Raw genomic sequence first — 20,660 nt, forward strand, 5'->3', positions numbered from 1 at the left:
CCGCTGTAGGTCTGAAACCTTCTCTGGCGAAAAGAAAAGGCCAGTCTGGTGGTTATCAAAATGGGAGAATGTGCCTCGGCCGTCTTGCCACCGACCATTTTGTCCGTTCGACTGACGTGCGAATGGTCTCGGGGCCGTTGATCAGCACGGCGGCAGCAGCGGTGAAACCCACGATCACCGAATGCGAGACGAAAGCTATCAGACCGCCAAGTCCCACGAGTCCGGCGACAAGCTGCAAAGCACCGACAAGAAACGTCAGCGTCAGCACCAAAGCGATGTAATCGACGCTTCCTGGCATGGCGAGTTCGCTAAGCGCGGTGAAGAGCACGGCGGAGATGGCCGTGGTCGGCCCGGAGACCATGACGCGGGATGATCCCCAGATTGCCGCAACGATGGTGACGACGATCGCGGTGAACAACACGTATTCCGGCGGCATTCCGGCGATAATCGCGAAGGCCACCCCTGGAGGCAGGACGATCGCCGCGTTCGTCAGTCCCGCCAGTGCACCCGCCTGGATCCAGATAGCGATACGGTCAAGGAACCACGGTCGTAACGGCGACAACCTTTGCCGCAGAACGTTCGCACTGATCATGATATCAAGACGACTTGCGCAGCGGGCCGGCGTTTCCTCCGGCTTGGTCCAGAACGTCGCGCAATTCGCGTTCATTGCGATACCCGATCAGAATGCCCGCCCTGGCTTCGCCCAAGCTTGCATCACGCGCGGCGATCTGGGCATCGGAAATGGTCGTGCGCTGTGACGTTCGCCGAGTCCAGCCGAAGAACAGCCGCTCGAGACGGGCAAGTTCCTCCGCAAAGGCCGGATCCGCGCCCATATCGGTCAACTCGGCGGGATCGATTTCGAGATCGAAGAGCATGGGCCGGAAACCTTCGGCAAAGATGTACTTCCACCGACCGTCGAACAGCATTGTCAATTTGGCATTCTTGACCTCGACTCCGAGACGCTTGCGGACATCGCGCATTGAATAATCGTACTCCGACACTGCGAAATCCCGCACCTTGTCCGCCTCGCCATACAGGATCGGACGCAGTGACCGGCCTTCGATGATATGGGGCACAGGGGCACCGCCGAAATAGTCGAGGATCGTAGGCACGAGATCGATCGCTTCAACCAGCGCCGAGGACTTCAAGCCGCGGGTCGCGTCCGCCTCGGGGCTGGGATCGACGACGATCAGCGGGATGCGGGCCGAGGGGTCGTGGAACAGCTCCTTTTCCCCCAACCAGTGATCACCCAGATAGTCGCCATGATCCGAGGTGAAGACGATCATCGTCTCGTCCGCGATCCCCTTCTCTTCGATGAAAGCCATCAGCCGGCCGATCTGATCGTCGAGTTGTTTGATGAGCCCCATGTAGGCGGTCAGAACCCTGGTGCGTGCAGTGTCGTCACTGAAGGCACGCGACACGCGCTCTTCAATGAAGGCGCCGTAGACCGGGTGCGGGTCGCGTTTTTCGGCCTCGCTGCGCACCGGGTCCAGATGGGTCTCGGGGCCGAACATGTCATGATAAGGGGCCGGGACGATATAGGGCCAGTGCGGCTTGATGTAGCTTAGGTGCAGGCACCAAGGCGTGTCGCCCGCTTCGCGGATGAAATCCATCGCCCGCCCGGTGATGTAGGGCGTTTCGCTTTCCTCATCGGCGGCCCGCGCGGGCTTGTCGGCGTTGTCGAGGAACCAGCCGCTCAGGATATTGCCGTGCTCGTCCTCGGCACTGTTGGCGACACTCTGCCAAGGGTTGTCGTCCGGCCAGCCGCGTACTTTCATGTAGGCGTCATAAGCCGCGTTGCGCGGGTAGCGGGGGCCGTCCGGGTGCAGCCCGTCCTCCCGTTCATAGGGTTCAAATCCGCATTCAGACACCAGTACGCCGATCTCGCTGTCCGGCGACAGGCCGAGGCGGCGCATCCCCTCGGCATCGGCGGTCATGTGAGTCTTGCCGCAAAGCGCCGTGCGCACTCCAAGCGGGCGAAGGTGGTCGCCCAGCGTCATCTCGCCCACCTTCAGCGGGATATTGTTCCATGTCGAGCCGTGAGAGCTGACATAGCGCCCGGTGTAGAACGACATTCGAGAGGGACCGCAGATAGGCGATTGCACATAGGCTCGGTCAAACAGAACGCCGCGCTCGGCGAGCCCGTCGATATTCGGCGTGTGCAGATGCGGGTGCCCGGTGCAGGACAGGTAATCCCAGCGCAATTGGTCGCACATAATAAAGAGCACGTTCTTGGGCATATTCCGTCACCACCCAGATAGGGGCCGGGGCTCTGCAACCCCGACCGGCTTCAGTTACATGCGGGCAACGTCGGGGATCTCGACGCCAAGTTCTTCGAGAGCGCGTAGCGCGCCTGGGTGCAGCGGCAGGTTGATGTCCGCCACGGCGCCCTCCGGCGTGATCGCCCGCAGCCAGGGCGCGCTGCCGCCCATCTCCTCAACGCCGGCGAAGAAGGTCTTGGTCATCTCGTAAATCATCTTTTCGTCCGCATCTTCGTTAGTGATGATGCCGACGGTGACGCGCAGGGTGGTCACGTCCGCTTCGTTCACCTGGTTGTCGCCGTAGATGCCTGCGGGCAGGGTGCCAAGGCCGAAACCGGGACGGTTCGCCAGGGCCTTCACCGCCTCGGTGTCGAGCTTTTCTTCGGGAATGCCCAAGAAGCGGATCGGGTTCGTCACTGCAATCTGCGTAAGCACCGGGCTGGGGGCGTTGGTCGGGTTGCAGTAGATGTCGAGGTTGCCGTCCTGGAACGAGGCCGCAGCGGCATCCCAGCCCAGCTTGACCGCTTCGTAGTCGGTGCCTTCCTCGAGGCCGGCGACCTCGCGGAAAAGCTGCGACATGGTGGCAAAGGCCGCGCCACCCGGAGGTCCGAGGAAGACACGCTTGCCGCGTGCATCCTCCAGAGAGGTGATGCCCGACGAGTCATAGACGGCGATGTGATAGACGCCCATCGGGAAGTTTAGCACCGTGCGCAGTTTCTTCACCAGCTCGGGCGCTTCGTCGATCTTTTCGAACATGGCACGCTGGTCTCTCATTAGCGCGTGGATCGCAGGCGAGGACATGCAGAAGGCGGTCTTGCCCATGGCGACCTCCAGCACGTGGCGCGTGGCGGCACCGGTGGCGTTGATCTGGATTTCGTAGTCCGGGAGCTCTCGATTGATGATATTGGCGAAGGTCGTCATCACCAGGTTCGGACTGGTGCCCGGCCCAAGCGTCGACATTCGCAGTAGTTCCTTGGCCAATGCCACACGCGGCAGTATCGCAACGGTCGTCGCAGCGGCGGCGCTGGCCAGAACTGCGCGGCGATTGAGTTTGTTGGTTTTCATGGGGTGGTCCTCCTTGCCACTATGAAATTTGGTTCTTTGTCGTCAGCTCCAGCCGGTCGAAGAACATCAGGCCTACGGCGGCAGCCGCGGCAATCCACGAAACGACGGGACCGAAGAATATGAGGCCGGCCGCGAGGGTGAGCCCTACGGGCGTCATGAAACCCTTGCCGCGGCGCGGATAGCAGGCGCGCGAGATCAGGATCGTGGCGAGCAGGACAAAGAGTATTGCCTGAAGCGATTGCGCCACAGGAAACCCGGTGCCCAGCAAAAGCGCCGGATTGTAGATGAAAGCAAACGGGATAACGAAGCCCGGCAGTGCCAACCGCGACGCCTCCAGCGCCGTGGCCATCGGGGCTGACCCAGCGATCGGGGCGGCGGCAAAGGCAGCCAGCGCCACGGGTGGAGTGATTGCGGACAGGACGCCGAAATAGAGTACGAACATATGCGTGTGGACGATCGGCACCCCCAACTTTTGCAGCGATGGCCCCATAACCAGCACGATTATCAGGTAGGCCGGGACGGTCGGCATCCCCATGCCCAGCAGCAGGCAGGCGACGGCCATCAGGATCAGCGACAGGATCAGCTGGTCTTCGGCGAGGCTCGACAGCAGCGAGGCGAAACGCAGGCCGACGCCGGTCAGGTTCAATACGCCGATGACGATCCCCACTGCGCCCACGATCACCACGAGCTGCGCCGAAATCAGCCCCGCGGAGCGGATGAACTTCAGCCACGCCTTGCCGTTTGTCAGCAAATCGGGCCGGATCGTGAAGCCCATGACCGCCGCCAGCGCGACGCCGACGAACCCGGCGTAGGCCGGCGAGGCGCCCCCCACCATAGTCACCACGATCCCGGCGAGGGCGATCACGAATATCGCCATCTGGACAAGCTCGCGCCAGTTGAAGTCGACTTTGGGGCGGGCTTCCTCGGTAAGATCCATGTTGCGCGCGGCGCTGGAGATGGCGACGAAGAGGCCTCCGTAGTAAAGCAGTGCCGGCACAATGGCGGCGGCGCAGATTGTCAGGTAGGGCACGCTCGTCACATCCGCCATGATGAAGGCGACGGCGCCCATGATCGGTGGGGTGATCTGGCCACCGCTCGAGGCCGCGGATTCCACCGCAGCGGCGAACCGCGGCGAAAACCCGCGCTTCTTGATCAGCGGAATGGTGATGACACCGGTGCCCACGACATTCGCCACCGCAGAGCCCGAGATCGTGCCGAATAGCCCGCTCGCGACAGTTGCCGCCGCCGCTGGGCCGGAGCGAAGCCGCCCTGTAGCGGCCAGCGCGAGTCGGACCAGCACCAAATCGATGGCGAGCAGTTCCAGCAGCGCACCGAAAACGATGAAGATCAGGATGGTAGAAACGACCGTGGCCATGGGGCGGCCGAAGACTCCGTCGAAGGAGAACCACAATACAGTCATCAGTTCTTCGGTGGAAATGCCGGCGTGTCTGAGGAACCCAGGCGCCAGATGCCCGAAGGCGCCATATACCAGTACGGTTCCGGCAACCAACGCCATGACTGACCCGACCGACCTGCGTGTCAGTTCTATAACGGCGACCAAGCCGAGAAGGCCCAACCAGATGTCGGTCGACGTCAGGAAATAGAGACCGGTCTCGATTTCTGCGGCAGCACCGAAATACTGATAGACGCTCAGCGAAAGCGCAACGGCAGTTAGCGCCAGAAGCGCGCGATCCCAAAGGCTGTCCGATTGTCCGAACCCCGAAAGGATGACCACGAGGCCGCCGATCAGAAGCATGCCGACGCGCAGGTAGGAGTCTGAGAACACACCGAACACGGACACATACAGGACGACACCGATTACGACCAACGACAACAGCAATACAGCATGATCCGCGAGTGCGGACCTGTTGAGATATGGCACAGTGTCCTCCCTTGTGCGCATGGTTCCAGCACTCCTCGATCTCCCTTCGAGGCGCATTGCGCGTGAAAAAGATATTGGACCAATGCATTTTTGTCGAATATCTGTTTCATCAGGTGGAACGGCTAAATGACGAAACTCAACCGATCGATCGACCGCGGGCTGTCTGTCCTCGAGGTCGTGCATACCTCGGGCAGGATTTCGCTGGCTGTGCTCGCCGCGCGCACAAGCCTTCCCAAGGCGACCCTGCTGCGCATCTGCGCGACCCTCGAAGCGCGTCGGTGGCTGTTCCGCCGAAGCAGCGACGGCAATTATCAGCTCGGCTCGGCCTTTCCGCAGGGCAATGGCATGCCCAATCGCGTCGACCGCCTTGTTGCCGTTGCCAAGGATGAGATTCTGCGGTTGAGCCACGATACCGGGCTGGGCAGCGATCTGGCGGCCGGGATCGGCGGAGGGCGGGTGGAGATCGTCGACACCACCCGGCGGTTTCAGGTGCATGGCGTTTTTCCGGACACCGTGGGTTTTCGTCCCTCGCCGGTGTTATCAGCCTTAGGCACAGCCTATCTGTTTGCCCTTTCAGGTGCCGACCGGGCGCAGGCGCTGCAAGCCCTTGCGAGTCGTCTACCCCGTGAAGATGTCAAAGCGCTGCCCGGGTTGGCATCTGTCCTGAAGGGCATTGCCGAGCGGGGATATGCGGTCCGTCCAGCAGGCCACTGGGGCAGAGCAGTGGATTACGGTGAATTGCCAGCGGCCATTGCCGTCCCTATCGTCGCGGGCAAAGAGCCGGTCGGCGCCGTCAATCTGGTATGGAAGGCCACAGACCATTCAGTGGAGGCCGTCGCTAAGGACCACCTCTCGCGTTTGCGGTCGGCGGCGCGTATCATCGGGCGGAACTACGCCGATTTGAGCTGACAATCTTCAGCGCGCGATCTCTTCCTCAGTGTTCATCCACGACCTTGGCTGCCCCTGCGGAGCGCCGTTCTGCTCACGGCGGATCGTTCCCATGACTCAGCAATTTGCGGATCAAACCGAAGAAGCCATCGTCGCGCGAAAATCAAAAGTGCGAGAGAACTTTGACACTACCACCTTGCCACGACCAACGTCAGTTTTGCGCGCATCGCACCAGTACAGGCACGGCGCAAAAATTGGAAAAATGGGCTCGTAGCTGACTTGCGATAGTGCAGCAAATTCCCTTGGCGTCCGACAATTGCGGTCGTTGTTCTCGGCCCTTTGCGGTCTTTGAGCATGATGCTCGTATGCTGCGATCGCAGCCCGCATTGCTGCCTTTCGCTGCAAACGCGAATTCAGTGCCTGACGGAACTGGCAGAGTGCGGGACAAAGCCAACTTTTACACCGTCTGTTCCAATGGCCGGTCTTGCATCCTGTTTTTGTAAACCACCCTTCGGCAGCTACATTGTGCTGGTGTGAACATTCCTTACCTGTAACGCTCACGCCAGGCGGCTGGCGACGCTCCAAAACAGCTTTTGAATGCGCGTGAAAATGCGGCTTCAGTGCCGTAACACGATTTGAAAGCAATCTCTGCAATACTTTCGTTTGAACGACGTAACTCCTGCGAAGCAATAAAGAGTCGCCACTGGCGCAGATACTGCATGGGCGACATATCGAGCAACTTTCTGAAATTGGCTGAAAGCGAACTCTTGGATTGACCTGCCTCAGATGCGAGTTTGGTCAGGGTCCAGTTCCTGGCTGGGCTATTGTGAATATTCTCCAGGCAATTCGCGAGTCTTTGGTCCTGAATGGCCGCCACCCAACCGACAACCTGTGACGGACTGCGCACAAACTGCCGTCGCAGGACTTCGAGCAAAGCTATCTCGGTCAGCCGTTCCAGCACTTGGGGGCTTCCAACCTGGGGTCGGTCCACTTCGGCGATGATCTGCGCGACAATTGCTGCAAGCCAATCGTCGCCGTCGGGCGATTGTGTGCTCAGATGAATAAGCTCCGGAAGCTGCGATCTGAACGGTGCAAAGTCCTTGATGTCGCTAATGACATATCCACACAGGATACGGACTTCCGCTTCGTCGTCGCCATAGCGCATGACCGGGATCTTGTCCCAAGGGGGCGGTGGAAGGTCGCCGCCCGGGTCAAGGATAGGGCCGCCTTCCCCAACCCCGATCCAATGCGAAGCTCCGAACGGCAAAAGAACGATGTCCCCTTCGGACAGCGTTCGTCGCGCGCCGTCATAGTCCAGCCAGAGCGTTCCGTTGGCGACGATGTGAAATCCAATCGCCTCTTTCGGTTTATAGGGTGCTGGTGTCGCGTCCGTGCGCCATGTTCCAGTGGGATTATAGCAGAATTGCTTTGAGCTTACGATGCGGGTGTGGCGCAACACATCCGAGATCAGCGCGTGTGGAACGGCTTCTTCAATCTTTGGAACTTCAGCCAAGCCTTCCGGAACTTTAGCCATATCCGCCATTTCCAACACTCCGCACAGTGTCTCCATGTTCAACCCAACGGTGGAGAACCATACCATGAGCACTGAAACGGACAAACTTGTCGTGGTTATTACCAAGGGGATCGAGTCCGAGCTGTCCTCGGTCGCTTTGACGATTGCCAATGGTGGCCTGTCATCGGGTCTGAGCGTCAGCCTGTTTCTCACAAGCACCGGTGTCGATCTTGTGCGTCGGGGCGGGCAGACCATGACCCATGTTTCGCCATTGGACCCTATTGCCGAGTTGATAGCGACCTTCCAAAGCCGAGGCGGCGTCATTTGGGCTTGTCCACCATGTGTGCAATCGCGCGGATATGACGCTGACGACTTGCTTGATGGTGTCACCATCACCGGAGCGGCGGCGATGCACGAAGAGATCAAGGCAGGCGCGGCAACGCTTTCGTTCTGAGCGATCGGCACCATTTGCTGTCAGCATGACAGTTCTGCCTGTCCGTGAACATCTGCCAACCGAGATACAATTGAAGGCTGCCTTGCGAAGCGCTCCCTACACATGGACCGGTCGTCCAAACCCATTGCAGCATTCGACATTTTGGGGCTCGAAGCCGCCTTCGGAGTGAACGTCGCATCTTGGTGCCAAAGCCAAAACTCGCCGATGAGGACGGCCCTTTGTTGCCGTTCGTCTCGCGGATTCGTTGCCGCAGCGCGGCTCGTGATTCCGGACTTTCGTTGCGGCTACAAAATCTCTGGTCAGGTGAACTCACACAGCGGGACATTTCAGCCGTTGGGCCGGCTGCAATGAAGGTCCGGCACAATGGTCCCGGTCAGACGGCGCCTGTGTATTCCCCGCGCGCTGGGTAGTTGTTCTTGATCGCAAAATCCAGCGCCCCAACGAGTTCCGAAAAATGCGGCCGCACGAAGGGCATGGTCTGGACCGAGCCGTAGTAGAGCGATTGCTCTGGTGTGACCATAAAAAGGCCGGGCTCGGAGAACAGCGCCGGCTCCTCGATCCCGATCGAGGTCTTGCCCCGCGAGGTCGAGATGTAGAGGCCCCATTCGCGCGCTTTCGTCAGCGGAAGGTCATAGGCGAAGCGCAGCGTGTCCGCCCCGATCTTCTCGGCCATCTCGCGGGCACGTTCTTCGCCGTCCGAACTGACGGCGATGGTGCCGACGCCGCGTTCGGCGAAATCAGCAGCCCGCTTCTGGAACTCGGTCAAGTAGGTTGCGCAGATCGGACAATGCAAGCCGCGATAGAAACAGATGACGGTGCCGCGTTCGGACGATTCAGTCAATAGGTCGAACGCACCGTGAGCGAGTGTCGGCAGCTTCAGGTCGGGGGTTTTCTGGCGGGGAACAAGCATGGGAAGCCCTTTTGATTGGTAGGTTGCAAACTGAACATATCAGACGCATGATCAGTTAGATCCCAGAAATCAGACCAAAACACCCAGATGGAACGATACGACCGGCTCACCACACTGATCAACAGGTTCACGCTGGCGGTTGTGCCGGCGGTGCTGGAGGACGCCAATTTGATCGTCTTCGCGATGCCCGACGGCATGCCGGACAGGGTGCGCTTCCGCACGCGCGGCGCGGGTTTCGAGTCCGCTGATGGGGAAGTGCTCTTTTGCGCGCGCGTGGATTGGAGCGGCCCTAATAATCCCCTGCTGACGGCGCTGCCCGAAACAGTCGAAATCGACCTGTCCGGAGATCCCGACAGCATCGGCCTCGTGCGGATGATGCAATCTGAGATCACCGAACTGCGATGCGGCGTGGACACCGTGCTGAGCCGTCTCGGCGAGGTGTTGATGGTGCGGATGATGCGTGCCCAGATCGAGGCGGGCTCGACTGAACCGGGCCTTCTGGCCGGTCTATCGGACCCACGGCTCAGCCGGGCCATCGTTGCGATGCATGACCGGCCGGGACAGGCATGGCACAACGAGGACCTCGCGTACGTCGCCGGCATGTCTTTGAGCCGCTTTTCCGAGAAGTTTCTCGCCGAGGTCGGCGAACCGCCCGCCGCATATCTTCGTCGTTGGAGGCTGACACTGGCCCGGCAGGACGTCGCGAAAGGCCACAGGGTGGATGTTGTGTCGCGGCGCTACGGCTTCTCTTCGCCCGAAGGCTTCACTCGGGCATTCAAGAAGCACTTCGGCAAGACGCCAATTGCGCTGCGACATGGGCAATTCTCTGGATCTCGAGCGGCCACCGGTGACCCAACGGACGCAGCCTTGGAATCGTCATGAACTTGATCCCTGAAGCTCGCGGCACGTCCCCGAAGGATAATGACGCATTCCGCTTGGTGGGACACGATTTGTGGAAAGTCGGTCTTGCGACAATGAAAATCACAGTGATCGCAGTCATTAATCGCGGGTCCCAGTCCTGCTATGACAACATCTTTCCGACTTCGAGAACTTGGAACTTCGATAATGGCTTTTTTCTTCCGGTGGGAATACGCGCGTGAATCGGCCAATTTGAACGGAATTAGCAGGTTCTCAAAGACTTGCTGCGGACATATCAGTGCGCCGCTGCTACCGGCCCTGACCAGTCACTCAAGATGTCCGCCGCCGCCGCAATGCGGCTTCACCGAACCGGCCATTCGCTGCATTTACGACATATCATTGATTTCGGATGGCCAAATTGGCCACGGTTCAATCCGCGCGCCAAACCATCTGCCAATCTCATATCCTGTATAGCCCACCAATTTCTCCATCCCCCGCGCATGCCCCCTCAGCCAAGGGTTACAGTACCGCCGGGGCCGACCTATATAGTGGCATTCTTGAGAAGGAGAGGTGATGGCCACCGAAAAGATCGCGACATGCTGTTACTGCGGCACTCGCGCTGCTCTGGTCTTGCGCGGCGAAACGCGGCGCGAGTTGTCCTGCGCGACCTGTGGCGCGCCACTTCACAATCTCAAGATGCTCAAGGTCGAGCATCTCCGCCCGAAGAAACCGGAGAAAGAGCGGAGGGATCGGCCTCTGCCCAGGCCGGCGAAGCCCGCACTCAAAAATCCGCGCAAGCAGAAGAAACGCAAGACCATCGGAAGGAAGATCCTGAGCGAGGCGATCGACTTCATTGAAGACATCTTCGATTGAGTTTGATCTATTGCAGGCCATACCTCCGGGAGTAGACCGGAACCCGGTCAGCGGTCGTTGTCAAAGAAGACTTGCTTGAGGCGGGTAAAGTGTCTGCCGTCAGCACCTACCGGACAGATTTGAGGAAACAAGTCCGTCGTTGATCGGATCATGAAGGCGGACTTGATGTGCCCTATCAGGCCGGCGATACGATCAACTTCGGATGCGGGAAAGGGTTGCACTGTCGCTGGCACGCGACATGTTTCTTTTTCTCGCCCAAGCTACCTTCACTTGCAGATCGGCAAGACCAGTGGCGGCTGCTTCGGAAGCGATTGCCTCCAGTCGTCGATGATCGGCTGGAGCTTGCTTTTGGGCCAGAACTTGGGTGAGCCGATCGCCTTCAGACATGCCGCGTTCCAATAGAGCCCGGCGCGTGACAGGGATTTCCCTTTCTTCACCGCACCTGCGACCGCGTCGATGTCACTGGATTCAGGATAGATGTAGAGCGTCGTCGGGTTTCCCTCCACCAGTGCGAGGATTTCCCTTGAAGCCGACTGTGACCAGGTTGTGCAACCGTTGCTGCGGCCACCTGTGTAGTTCACCAGTTTTCCGTAAGGGACATACCCCTCTTCGTCAGCATGGGGGCTGGTCGGGTTTTTGAAGCGGCACTGCCACTTCAGAAAGACCGCCGGATGCCCGCCGATGGCCCGCTCGCGGGCATTTTCCGTGTCGCCTTCACCGTCGAACAACAAGAACGTGCGATGGAATGGTCTCCGCGCGCCCGATTGGTGGTGGTAGCCTTTGAAAGACGTCCTTGTTTCGGCCGTCACGTAGGAGCCGCCCATGGTCAGCTTCGACCCCTCGGCGTTGCTGAAGTTCTTCGCGCATTGCCGACCGTTCGAGAAATTCGCGCGTTGCAATCTCCGTCCGTTGCCATAGCCCGACGAAACTGCGCGGAAGGATTTCCTGGACTCGCAGATGATGTAAAACCGGCGCCCCGGTTGACCGCCGCTTGAGGTGCTTGGGCGCGTTGCATCCTTGGCAAGATAGCAGGGGTTCGTAACCGCGCCCTGGCGTATTTTGCGCTGGTGAAGCGCCCGTGCCCTCTTCAGCACCACCGGGGCGATTTGGCCGTCGCCTGTGCCGACATGCTTTTTCAGCCATCCCGGAATTTCCGGAGTTTGTGGAGCCGCCCGAGTTGGTTGTGAACCGAAAAGGGCGACAATGGACATGGCGGCAATGGTGAGATTGAGTGAATTCAACAGCAACCTGCAATGCTCCTGCTTTTTGATCCTCGGCACAAGCATAGCACAAGTTGCTCTCGTGAAGGCGACCATACCTAAGGTGCCAAAAAAGCTGGGGCCCGACTACATCATCCCGATGGGTCACCGGTCAATAACGCACAAACAACCAGATCGGACCAAGAAAAATAGGCTACCAAGCTGTTGTTAGTCCAATCTCGCTTTTGCAAATGCCATCACGAAATCTTCATGTATCCCCTGACGGCTTCTTTCAAACCGCCGCGCAGCGATTCATCGCGGGTTGAATAGACATGGTAGTCGTTGACCAGGTCGTTCTGCAGCACACCGACGATCAACTGGAAGCAAAACGCCAAGCGTTCCTTGGCAACGTCGGGTGTGAAGGCGGGGAATTGCGTCGCGCAGGCCCGGCGATAGCTTCGCATGATTTCCCGCGCCGAGTCCCGCATGGGCGCCCAAGGATCCTCCGGTTCAAGAATTCGAAGCAGAGATTCCCGCAACACGCCGCGGACCGGACCTGTGAAGAGATCCGCCATCAGGTCGACCATTTCATCCAGGGCTTCGCCCGCTTCCATCTCGTACAGCCTGTCGACGTTCACCCGGTCGTAAATCTCGGCATTGCACAATGCGATTGCCGCGGCGCGCAGGGCCCGAAAGTACGCCTCCTTGTCCTCGAACCGCGTGTAAAAGCTGCCGACCGATCCTCCACATTCTTCGGCCAGATCCGAGATTTTCAGGTCACTCAACCTGCGCTCGTTCAACAATTTTATCCCGGCCGAGATATAGGCATCCCTGATCCGTTTGCTGCGCTTTTGCCGGGCCGGCAGAACCCCCGGAATGTCGTCGTCGATCTTTAGTGCTTCAAAATTCATTGCGGGCCTTTGGTCCGGAGGTTTCGGTGCAAGACCATAAACCGATCCCCGATGGTACTGCCATGGCCACCTGCACCCCACATCATCGTATGAAGAAGAGTGCAGTGTCCGGCACGAAGGTCACAACCATCAGCACAGCAAGGATCAGGGCGATGAACGGAAGCACGGCGCGACAAATTTCGAGGAAGTTTTCGCGAAACGCCGTCATTGCCACTATGAGGTTCAAACCCAAGGGTGGCGTCAGGAATCCGATTTCAAGGTTGATGACCATGATCACTCCAAAATGGATCGGATCGATCCCGTAGGCCATCGCAGGAACCAGCAAAAGCGGGCCGAGGATCAGGATAGCGGATATCACGTCGAAAAGGCAGCCCACCACGAGCAGCAGCAGGTTTACCGCCAGCAGGAAAGCAATCTTGTTGGTCGTGATTGTCGTGATCCAGGTGGCCAGTTGGTCCGGGATTTCCTCGATGGTCAGGATCGTCTTCAAGCTGAGTGCCACCGCGACAATGGGAAAGAGCATGCCAAGCAGTTTCGCTGTCTCCACCGCTGTGTGATAGAAGTCGATCGGTCTCAGTTCGCGGTGAATCACGATCTCGACGAAAAGAGCATAGACCAATGCGACCGCGGCGGCCTCAGTGGCCGAGAAATAGCCCGAATAAATCCCTCCGAGCAGGATGACAGGGAGCAGCGCCGACCATCCGCCGCGCTTCAGGGCCGTGCGGAACTCTGCAAGGTCGAACGGTTCGGAGGGCATATTGCGGTTGGTCCAGTAGGAGTAACCCGCGAGGACGGCCGCGATCATGATGCCCGGGATGATCCCCGCCAGAAAAAGGTCCGCAATCGATTTTTCGTTGACGATGCCATAGAGGATAAGTGGGATTGAAGGCGGGATGATGATGCCAAGCGTGCCGCCCGATGTGAGCGCGCCCAAGGCGAAGCGCTTGGAATATCCGTTTTCCAGGAGCGCCGGGTATAGAATGGTTCCCACTGCCAACAGCGTGACCGGCGACGAGCCCGAGATGGCGGCGAAGATCGCGCAGCTCAGGATGGTGGCCACGGCGAGACCGCCGGGAATGGGACGGGTGACGCTGATGGCCAGATCGATCAGCCGCTGCGCGATTGATCCGCGGGTCATGATGCTGCCCGCCAGAAGGAACATCGGGATCGCCAGAAGCAGCGCGTTGTCGAGGCTAATCCAGATGTCTTCGGCGAGATACTCCAGATAGCCGTCGCCCCAGACGAGGTGAACATAGGCCGCCGAGGCCAGCAGGACGACGATGATGTTCTGTCGCAGCGCCAGCAGAGCCAGAACCATCACGAGAAGAAGAATGGCATACATCAGATCACCCGGCGAGTTTGTCCACGTTGGATTTGAGATCGGGACGAAGTGCAAAGATCAGGTGTTTCAACCCGGCTGAACCGAAGGCGTAGGGTACGACCAGTTGCAGCGGCCAGAGAACGAAATAGAGGACCGGCGCCCTGTCTCCGTTTTCCATCGAGATCTGCACGAACGTCCAGGCAACATAGCCCGCCCCGAAAAAGAAGATTGCCGACAGCGCGTCTCCGATACGTGCGACCTCACGCTGATGGCGACCGGCAAGGAAATCCAGAAACGCTGGCCGCAGATGCGAATTGTCGGATGTCGCCAGCGTCAGCCCCAGAAAGCCCGCGACAATCGCTCCGTAGACCGCAAGTTGCTGGATGCCGAGCAGAGCGGAAGAAAACACTTCCCGGCCAATCACGTCGACCATCAGGAGGACGGCAACGAAGGCATAGGCGATCGTTGCCGTGATCGATTCCGCCAGCGTCACTCCGTTGAGAATGAAACGCAGCATGGCCGGCTCACGAACAAGCAGCTTTCGCTGCGACGATCTCTTCCCACTTGACGCGGGCGTCGGCGCCGAGCTCTTCGAGGATTTCTTCCTGCGCATCCGGGACCAGCGCCTTCCATTCGTCCAGTTCGCCGGGTTCCAATTCGATTACGGTCGCCCCCTCGCTGGCAGCTTTTTCCAGAAGCGCACCCTCGGCACCTCGGATCGCCGCACGTAGCTCAAGGAAGGTCGGGGCCGCCTCTTCCACCCAAGCCTTCTCCTGATCGCTCAGCCCGTCCCAGGTGCGCTGCGACATGATCACGGCGCCGACCTGATGCTGGTGTCGAGTAAGGGTGATCTGCGGCGCGACTTTGTCATAGCCCGTCGCGACGCCGAACACCGACAACTGGGTCGCAGCCGAGACCTGGCCGGTTTTCATCGCCGGCACCGCCTCGCTGGGCGCCAGGGGAACCGCGGTTCCGCCGGCTGCCTTGATGAAAAGCGTGTCGGTCGCCGACGGGGCGGTGCGGATCTTGACCTTCGCCAGATCGCCGGGAACGCGAATGGGATCCTTGGAGAAGATCACCTGGTACCCGACCTCCATCCAGCTCAGGGTTTTGACATTTGCCTCGTCGAATTCCGGGCCAAAGGTTTCCAGCAGGTGATTGTCCGCGACGCAGTCGAACTGTTCCGCGCTTTCGAAGGCATAGGGCGACGCCAACAGGCCGAATTCCGGGACCAGCAACGATACGGCCGTGTTGGACATCACGCCCATATCGATCCGGCCGCGGGCGATCTGCTTTACGACGTCCTGTTCGCCGCCAAGCTTGGAGCCCAGATAAGGTTTCGCTGTCAGCTCACCTCCCGAGACTTCGGCCAGCTTGTCCACGAATTTCATGGTGATCTGCCCCCAGGGCGAATTGGGGGGCGGCGCCGCGCTGAGCCGAAGTTCCTTCGCGTCGGCAGCGATGCTTCCCGCAAGCAGCAGTGCAGCGGCGGTGGTTGCGAATTTCATGACGTCGTCCTCCCTGATACCCGTCAATGCAAGTTACCGTAAGGCTACCTGCAGCCCCTCCGTTCTGTCAATTAAAATGAATTGAAATTCATCTTTTGGGGCAAATCACATGTCAAAACAGATTGTTAAATACTTTCACGGGCACCTTAAAGTGAATTTATATTCATTTTTATTGACTCCCCGATTGCGGAATCGCTATGGTTCCTGCCACGGGTGTGGCGCGTTTCCGCAACCCGGAAATCACCAACTGAGCGCGGCAAAAGGTGGCAAGGCCCAATGGCGGATACCGAAAAAAAGAGCGGAGCGAGCCGGAAACGCAAAGCCCGCACCCCGCAGGAACCTGGCGCGCGGGCCGGCGCTGTTCGAGTCGTCGCGAACCCCGCATCGCAAACGGTCGAAGACATACCGCGGCAGGCGCCCGAGCAACCTAAGGCGCCCCCTGTGCAAACGCCGCGAATCGTGGATGCGCCCCGCGGCCTGGTCACCGAGCAGATTCGACCTGCCCAAAAAGCGTCGAACGAACCGCGCCTGAGCAACGGCTATAAGATCCGCGAGAATCGCGCCTATCAGAGAACGGAAAAGATCGCGCGCAAGCCGCTGGCCAACCGGGCCGACGACGAGATCGGATACAAACAGCTGTTCACCCGGTTCGAGGCCGCCTTCACCGCCGGCGACATCTCCGCTCTGCGCGCGTGCCTGTCGCCCGCCTTCACTTGGAAGCTTCCCAACGGGCAGGTCGTCTATGGGCGCGAAGCCGCGCTTGAGGAAATGGAGCGCCGGTTCGCGATGCAGAATGGGCCCAGATTCTCGGCCTCCGTCTGGCGCTTTGAAGGCACCACGGTGCTTCAGACCTATGAGGTCGAATACATGGGATCAGACGGCCGCTGGCGGCAGTCCCGCGGTTTCGACCTGTACGAGATCGGCGACGGGCTGATCACCCTCAAGGATGCTTACTGGAAAATGATCCCCTGAGCGGGGACGGGAGGATGCCATGAAAATCGAATCTGCGGCGGGCGAGTTCTCTTTCGACCTCGAGAATTTGGAGCTGCGCGAGGACGGAATCGTCCTCTCGGGAAAGATGGGTGTGTGGGAGGCGGAAACCACGATGACTGACGCTGATCTTCGCCGGATCGTCGGAATGGTCCTGCGCAAGCCCGGCGCGTGGGCCTACCTGACGCGGATGCTGTTCGGCGTCCGGCGCCAGATCGCACGCGACACCACCGGGGAGACGGGCAAATGAGCGAGTCGAAACCGAATGGCCTGCCGCCGCAGGCGCAAGCAGCATGGGACTTTCCGCTGTTCGACGCGATAATGGGGCGTCGTTCTCGACGCTTCGGCCTCGGCATGGAAATGACCTCCGGCCCATTCCAGCACAGATCCGACTACGAGCCCTATCCTCTGAGTGATCTGGAAACCGCCATGTTGGTGGCTGCCGCCACGGCCACCACGGGCCCGATCCTGGCCGAAACCAACCTGCCCGGCGCCATGGTGAAGACCATCGGCAAGCCGTACCCCTCGGCCATGGGTTCGCACCGTTCGCGGCTTTTCTTCACCAATGACGACGGCGTCTTCGTGGTCAATGCAGACAAGGCCAAGATGAGCAAGATGCGCGAATACGAGGACAAGTCGGACCGGGACAAGCTACTGGGATTCTACGACACTTACGTTGAAAAGATCGACGACGGGCGCATGGATCTTCCCCCGCAGGAGCCGGGTATCTGGGCCCACAACCAATGGGTCACCAATATGCCCGGCACGACGATCTTCATGCCGGTGATCGACGTGACCAAGGACATCATCAAGCTGATGATCAACCTCTGCGACGGTAAGGCCGGACGGTATGCCAAGAACACCGGCGGTTATTACATCGTCGACGACCGAAACGGAATGAAGCCGTGCGGCAATCAGAAATGGCTCGATAGCGGCCTGCTGAACAAGCGAAAGGTCATGACCTTGAGCCGGCTGGAAAAGATGTTGTCCGATGGAATGCTGGCCGAGGGTGCCTTCATGGGGCAACTGATGGCGTTGACCTTGCAGGCTACGGGTCTGGGTGGCTGGGTCTATGGCGGGTTCTCTTCAACCGTCGTACTCGGTGGCACACCCGCCTGCCGTGGCCTGGGATTTCGCTTCATCCAGTCCGACAGCGATCCGTTCCCGATCCCGGTCGGCCGGGACGGAATTTTTGAGGCCTATTGCCCGCCCTACTACGCCAACATGTCCGAAGCGGTCGACGCCGCGCTCGAAGGCGCTTTGCAGACAATGGACGAATGGGAGGCAAAAGGCATGGTCAAGCCCCACACCGCGCCCAATGCAGAATTCGACGCGGCGACCATCCCGGCCAGTCCCGAGGGCATCCAATGCGTCAAGGATATGTGCCAGTACATCTATGACACCTACGGCAAGTTCCCTGCAACGGTCGACCCTATCCAGATGACGCTCTTCATTCAGGCGCATCACCTCGATCTGGATTTCTACGACAAGCACATGAAACCGGGTGCGTATCTCGAAACGCATCGCAACCATTTCCGCGACTGGCATGGCAATGACGGGCCGAAAAAGCGCGCGACGGAGGACTGACATGGACCCTTTCCGCCTCATCATCGACGGCAAGAAAGTACCGGCAAAGCAATGCTTCGAGGTACTGAACCCCGCCACCGAGAAAGTCGCCGGACTTGCGCCGCTGGCCACGAAGGACGACCTTGAAAACGCCGTTCGGGCGGCAAGGGTGGCCCAGAAAGCCTGGGCGAAAGAGACCGAGCGCAAGCGTCAGACCGCGTGCCGTCGGATCGCAGAGCGAATCGAGGCCCATTCCGAGGAATTGGCGCAACTGCTGACGGCGGAGCAGGGCAAACCGCTCAACGGACTCGGCTCCCGCTGGGAAATCGGCGGGGCTGTTGCGTGGACCCAGTATACTGCTTCGCTATCCATGCCCCCCAAAATCCTGCAAGACAACAACGAGGGCAGAGTAGAGCTGTTCCGCAAGCCGATCGGCGTTGTGGGCTCGATTCTGCCCTGGAATTTCCCGGTTCTGATCGCGATCTGGCATATCATCCCGGCCGTCCTGGCTGGCAACGCGGTGGTGTGCAAGCCATCGCCCTATACGCCCCTCACGACCCTGCGCCTTGTCGAACTGATGAACGAGGTTCTGCCGCGCGGTGTTGTCAATTGCGTGACCGGCGACGACGACCTCGGGCCGATGATGAGCGGTCATCCCGATATCGGAAAGATCGTCTTTACAGGCTCCTGCGCTACCGGCAAGAAAATCTATGCTTCCGCTTCAGAAACCATGAAGCGTCTGACGCTGGAACTGGGCGGCAATGACGCCGGGATCGTGCTACCGGATGTGGATCCCAAGCAGATTGCCGAAGGACTGTTCTGGGGCGCCTTCATCAACACCGGCCAGACCTGCGCCGCGCTCAAGCGCCTCTACGTGCATGAAGACGTATACGAGGACGTCTGCGACGAATTGGTCAAGTTCGCCCGCAAGATGCCGATGGGCGCCGGTACTGAGGACAGCGCTATGCTGGGGCCGGTCCAAAATCTGCGCCAGTTCGAGATCGTGCGAGACCTGGTGGCCGATGCGCGCGGCAAGGGCCGCGTTCTTCTCGGCGGCGACGTGCCCGCCCCCAGTTCCAGGAAGCAGGGCTACTTCTTTCCCCTGACTCTCATCGCCGATCTCGACAATGGCGACCGCTTGGTGGACGAAGAGCAATTTGGCCCGGCGTTGCCGATCATTCGTTTCAGCGACATCGACGAGGTCATCGAAAAAGCCAACGACAACCCCAACGGCCTTGGCGGTTCGGTCTGGAGCCGCGACGTCACCGAGGCAAGGCGCGTGGCCGCGCGCATGGAATGCGGCTCAGTCTGGATCAACAAGCACGGCATGATCCAGCCCAACGCACCCTTCGGCGGGGTCAAGCAATCGGGCGTGGGCGTCGAATTCGGGCAAGAGGGGCTGGAGGAATACACCGATATCCAGGTGGTGTTCTCGTGATTCAACGCATTTAGATGCTTGCCTTTCTGAACCCCGACACAGTTCCACCCCTGCTCGTGGCAGCCGTCTTCGCCGCGTCGCTTCTTCAGGCCGTGACCGGCATCGGCTTTGGCGTGATTGCCGGGCCGGCACTGCTCGTCACGATGGCCAGTGCAGCGGCAATACAGGTCTCGATCGTTCTGAGTTTCCTTATTGCGCTTCTTTTGTCTCCCCTGACTTTGCCGGTGGTCAATTGGCGGCTTCTACGGCCGCTGTTCATAGGTGTCTGTCTTGGCACTCCGATTGGCGCGCTGGCATTCCTTGGCTTGTCATTGGAAACGCTGAAGCTGTTTGCCGCGGTTGTTGTTGGAGCAATGACCTTGATCGCGACAGGCATGTTATCGCGCCATCCGATCTTTGAAACGGATTCAATGCGAAGACGAAAAGGCGTCGGGGTTGTATGCGGCATCCTGAACGCGGCCTTGGCGATGCCGGGCCCCCCTGTTGCCGCCTATGTAACGGCCATCAAGGGCGACAAGTCTGTGATACGCGCCACGACGCTCGTCACATTCTTGTTTTCCTACCCGATCGCGTTGATGTTTCAGTATGCGTTCGTCGGCATATCCGATGAGGTGCTGGAAATGGCGACGACTTTGTCGCTGCCCACAATCGTAGGCACGTTGAGCGGCATGTATTTGTCCCGCATCGTCGGAGAAACGGCGTTCAAGTGGTTGACCGTGGTCTTTCTGTCCATAAGCGTAGGAGCCTTGGTCGTCGGGTAAGCCAGCACGACCGTTCGCCTCGGCTTTTGCTGACGTCCTGTTGGGATCGTTCACGAATTCGTCACGTTGGGAAGATGGGCTTCAGTATCACCGGAGTTCAGGAACCAGAGCGTGGCACGGTCCCAAAGTTTCGTACCCGGCCGATTCCGTGGAAAAACACCCGTTCGCGGGCGCAGAATTCCGTCGCTTGAGTTGGGCGCGTGCGCCTTTCCTGTCAGGCTTTTCGCGGTTGCTGCAGTGCGGGAAGGATCTTGGCCAGTTT

At 59.5% G+C, this 20,660-nt stretch carries 21 protein-coding genes; 9 read left to right on the forward strand and 12 right to left on the reverse strand.

Annotated elements, in window-relative coordinates; translation table 11 throughout:
* Positions 1 to 55: 55 nt before the first annotated feature.
* From FGK63_RS16815 to FGK63_RS16830, 4 genes are read right to left on the reverse strand one after another with little or no spacing between them, the layout of a single operon-like run.
* Entirely contained in the window at positions 56 to 667 is a 612-nt protein-coding gene (locus tag FGK63_RS16815) for a SulP family inorganic anion transporter (protein WP_246044069.1), read from the reverse strand.
* Complete coding sequence (locus tag FGK63_RS16820) at positions 597 to 2,240, reverse strand: sulfatase-like hydrolase/transferase (protein ID WP_138844396.1); 1,644 nt, start codon at positions 2,238 to 2,240, stop codon at positions 597 to 599. Before FGK63_RS16820 ends, FGK63_RS16815 begins: the two co-directional genes overlap by 71 nt.
* 54 nt (positions 2,241 to 2,294) lie before the next feature.
* Positions 2,295 to 3,326: a TAXI family TRAP transporter solute-binding subunit gene (locus FGK63_RS16825; RefSeq protein WP_138844398.1), complete on the reverse strand. Its 1,032-nt coding sequence runs from the start codon at positions 3,324 to 3,326 to the stop codon at positions 2,295 to 2,297.
* Between the two features lie 19 nt (positions 3,327 to 3,345).
* On the reverse strand, positions 3,346 to 5,160 hold the full coding sequence (locus FGK63_RS16830) for a TRAP transporter permease (RefSeq protein WP_246044070.1): 1,815 nt from the start codon (positions 5,158 to 5,160) through the stop codon (positions 3,346 to 3,348).
* 174 nt (positions 5,161 to 5,334) lie between these two features.
* On the opposite strand from FGK63_RS16830, the gene FGK63_RS16835 reads away from it, so the two are divergent.
* Positions 5,335 to 6,117 carry a helix-turn-helix domain-containing protein gene (locus FGK63_RS16835; protein WP_138844402.1) on the forward strand — a complete coding sequence of 261 codons (783 nt, stop codon included), beginning with the start codon at positions 5,335 to 5,337 and terminating at the stop codon, positions 6,115 to 6,117.
* A 523-nt stretch (positions 6,118 to 6,640) separates the two neighbouring features.
* Here FGK63_RS16835 and FGK63_RS16840 read toward each other — a convergent pair.
* The gene (locus FGK63_RS16840) at positions 6,641 to 7,639 is read right to left on the reverse strand and encodes an AraC family transcriptional regulator (RefSeq protein WP_171052689.1); all 999 of its coding nucleotides are present in this window, start codon (positions 7,637 to 7,639) and stop codon (positions 6,641 to 6,643) included.
* 55 nt (positions 7,640 to 7,694) lie between these two features.
* On the opposite strand from FGK63_RS16840, the gene FGK63_RS16845 reads away from it, so the two are divergent.
* Positions 7,695 to 8,063 carry a DsrE family protein gene (locus FGK63_RS16845; protein ID WP_138844406.1) on the forward strand — a complete coding sequence of 123 codons (369 nt, stop codon included), beginning with the start codon at positions 7,695 to 7,697 and terminating at the stop codon, positions 8,061 to 8,063.
* Positions 8,064 to 8,436: 373 nt separating this feature from the next.
* Here the strand turns inward: FGK63_RS16845 and FGK63_RS16850 are convergent, their stop codons facing one another.
* Complete coding sequence (locus tag FGK63_RS16850) at positions 8,437 to 8,973, reverse strand: peroxiredoxin-like family protein (RefSeq protein WP_138844408.1); 537 nt, start codon at positions 8,971 to 8,973, stop codon at positions 8,437 to 8,439.
* Between the two features lie 87 nt (positions 8,974 to 9,060).
* Between FGK63_RS16850 and FGK63_RS16855 the strand changes: the two genes are divergently transcribed.
* The gene (locus tag FGK63_RS16855; RefSeq protein WP_138844410.1) at positions 9,061 to 9,855 is read left to right on the forward strand and encodes an AraC family transcriptional regulator; all 795 of its coding nucleotides are present in this window, start codon (positions 9,061 to 9,063) and stop codon (positions 9,853 to 9,855) included.
* Between the two features lie 549 nt (positions 9,856 to 10,404).
* Positions 10,405 to 10,704: a hypothetical protein gene (locus FGK63_RS16860; RefSeq protein WP_138844412.1), complete on the forward strand. Its 300-nt coding sequence runs from the start codon at positions 10,405 to 10,407 to the stop codon at positions 10,702 to 10,704.
* Positions 10,705 to 10,970: 266 nt separating this feature from the next.
* Here FGK63_RS16860 and FGK63_RS16865 read toward each other — a convergent pair whose 3' ends face one another.
* From FGK63_RS16865 to FGK63_RS16885, 5 genes are all read right to left on the reverse strand, one after another.
* Positions 10,971 to 11,990: a murein L,D-transpeptidase catalytic domain family protein gene (locus FGK63_RS16865; RefSeq protein ID WP_246044071.1), complete on the reverse strand. Its 1,020-nt coding sequence runs from the start codon at positions 11,988 to 11,990 to the stop codon at positions 10,971 to 10,973.
* 170 nt (positions 11,991 to 12,160) lie between these two features.
* Positions 12,161 to 12,814 (reverse strand): TetR/AcrR family transcriptional regulator, encoded by a 654-nt coding sequence (locus FGK63_RS16870; RefSeq protein ID WP_138844413.1) that lies wholly within the window; start codon positions 12,812 to 12,814, stop codon positions 12,161 to 12,163.
* 82 nt (positions 12,815 to 12,896) lie between these two features.
* Positions 12,897 to 14,156 carry a TRAP transporter large permease gene (locus FGK63_RS16875; protein WP_218961153.1) on the reverse strand — a complete coding sequence of 420 codons (1,260 nt, stop codon included), beginning with the start codon at positions 14,154 to 14,156 and terminating at the stop codon, positions 12,897 to 12,899.
* Positions 14,157 to 14,160: 4 nt separating this feature from the next.
* Positions 14,161 to 14,652 carry a TRAP transporter small permease gene (locus FGK63_RS16880; RefSeq protein WP_171052690.1) on the reverse strand — a complete coding sequence of 164 codons (492 nt, stop codon included), beginning with the start codon at positions 14,650 to 14,652 and terminating at the stop codon, positions 14,161 to 14,163.
* A gap of 7 nt (positions 14,653 to 14,659) precedes the next feature.
* Entirely contained in the window at positions 14,660 to 15,643 is a 984-nt protein-coding gene (locus tag FGK63_RS16885) for a TRAP transporter substrate-binding protein (RefSeq protein WP_138844417.1), read from the reverse strand.
* Positions 15,644 to 16,084: 441 nt separating this feature from the next.
* Here FGK63_RS16885 and FGK63_RS16890 point away from each other — a divergent pair, with 441 nt between their 5' ends.
* Genes FGK63_RS16890 through FGK63_RS16910 form a run of 5 tightly spaced genes read left to right on the forward strand, consistent with a single transcriptional unit; the run spans position 16,085 to position 20,398 of the window.
* Entirely contained in the window at positions 16,085 to 16,615 is a 531-nt protein-coding gene (locus FGK63_RS16890) for a nuclear transport factor 2 family protein (protein ID WP_171052691.1), read from the forward strand.
* Positions 16,616 to 16,634: 19 nt separating this feature from the next.
* A complete protein-coding gene (locus FGK63_RS16895) occupies positions 16,635 to 16,883 on the forward strand; it encodes a hypothetical protein (protein ID WP_138844421.1) in 249 nt (82 codons plus the stop codon).
* Positions 16,880 to 18,220, forward strand: coding sequence for a hypothetical protein (locus FGK63_RS16900; protein WP_138844423.1), 1,341 nt, complete (start codon positions 16,880 to 16,882; stop codon positions 18,218 to 18,220). Before FGK63_RS16895 ends, FGK63_RS16900 begins: the two co-directional genes overlap by 4 nt.
* Position 18,221: 1 nt before the next feature.
* Positions 18,222 to 19,637 (forward strand): aldehyde dehydrogenase family protein, encoded by a 1,416-nt coding sequence (locus tag FGK63_RS16905; protein ID WP_138844425.1) that lies wholly within the window; start codon positions 18,222 to 18,224, stop codon positions 19,635 to 19,637.
* A 14-nt stretch (positions 19,638 to 19,651) separates the two neighbouring features.
* On the forward strand, positions 19,652 to 20,398 hold the full coding sequence (locus FGK63_RS16910; protein WP_138844427.1) for a sulfite exporter TauE/SafE family protein: 747 nt from the start codon (positions 19,652 to 19,654) through the stop codon (positions 20,396 to 20,398).
* Between the two features lie 50 nt (positions 20,399 to 20,448).
* Here the strand turns inward: FGK63_RS16910 and FGK63_RS20980 are convergent.
* Positions 20,449 to 20,660, reverse strand: a 212-nt coding sequence (locus FGK63_RS20980; RefSeq protein ID WP_218961154.1) for a hypothetical protein, incomplete at its 5' end; no start/stop codon positions are given.

Source organism: Ruegeria sediminis (genome assembly GCF_005938215.1).
GTDB lineage: Bacteria > Pseudomonadota > Alphaproteobacteria > Rhodobacterales > Rhodobacteraceae > Ruegeria > Ruegeria sediminis.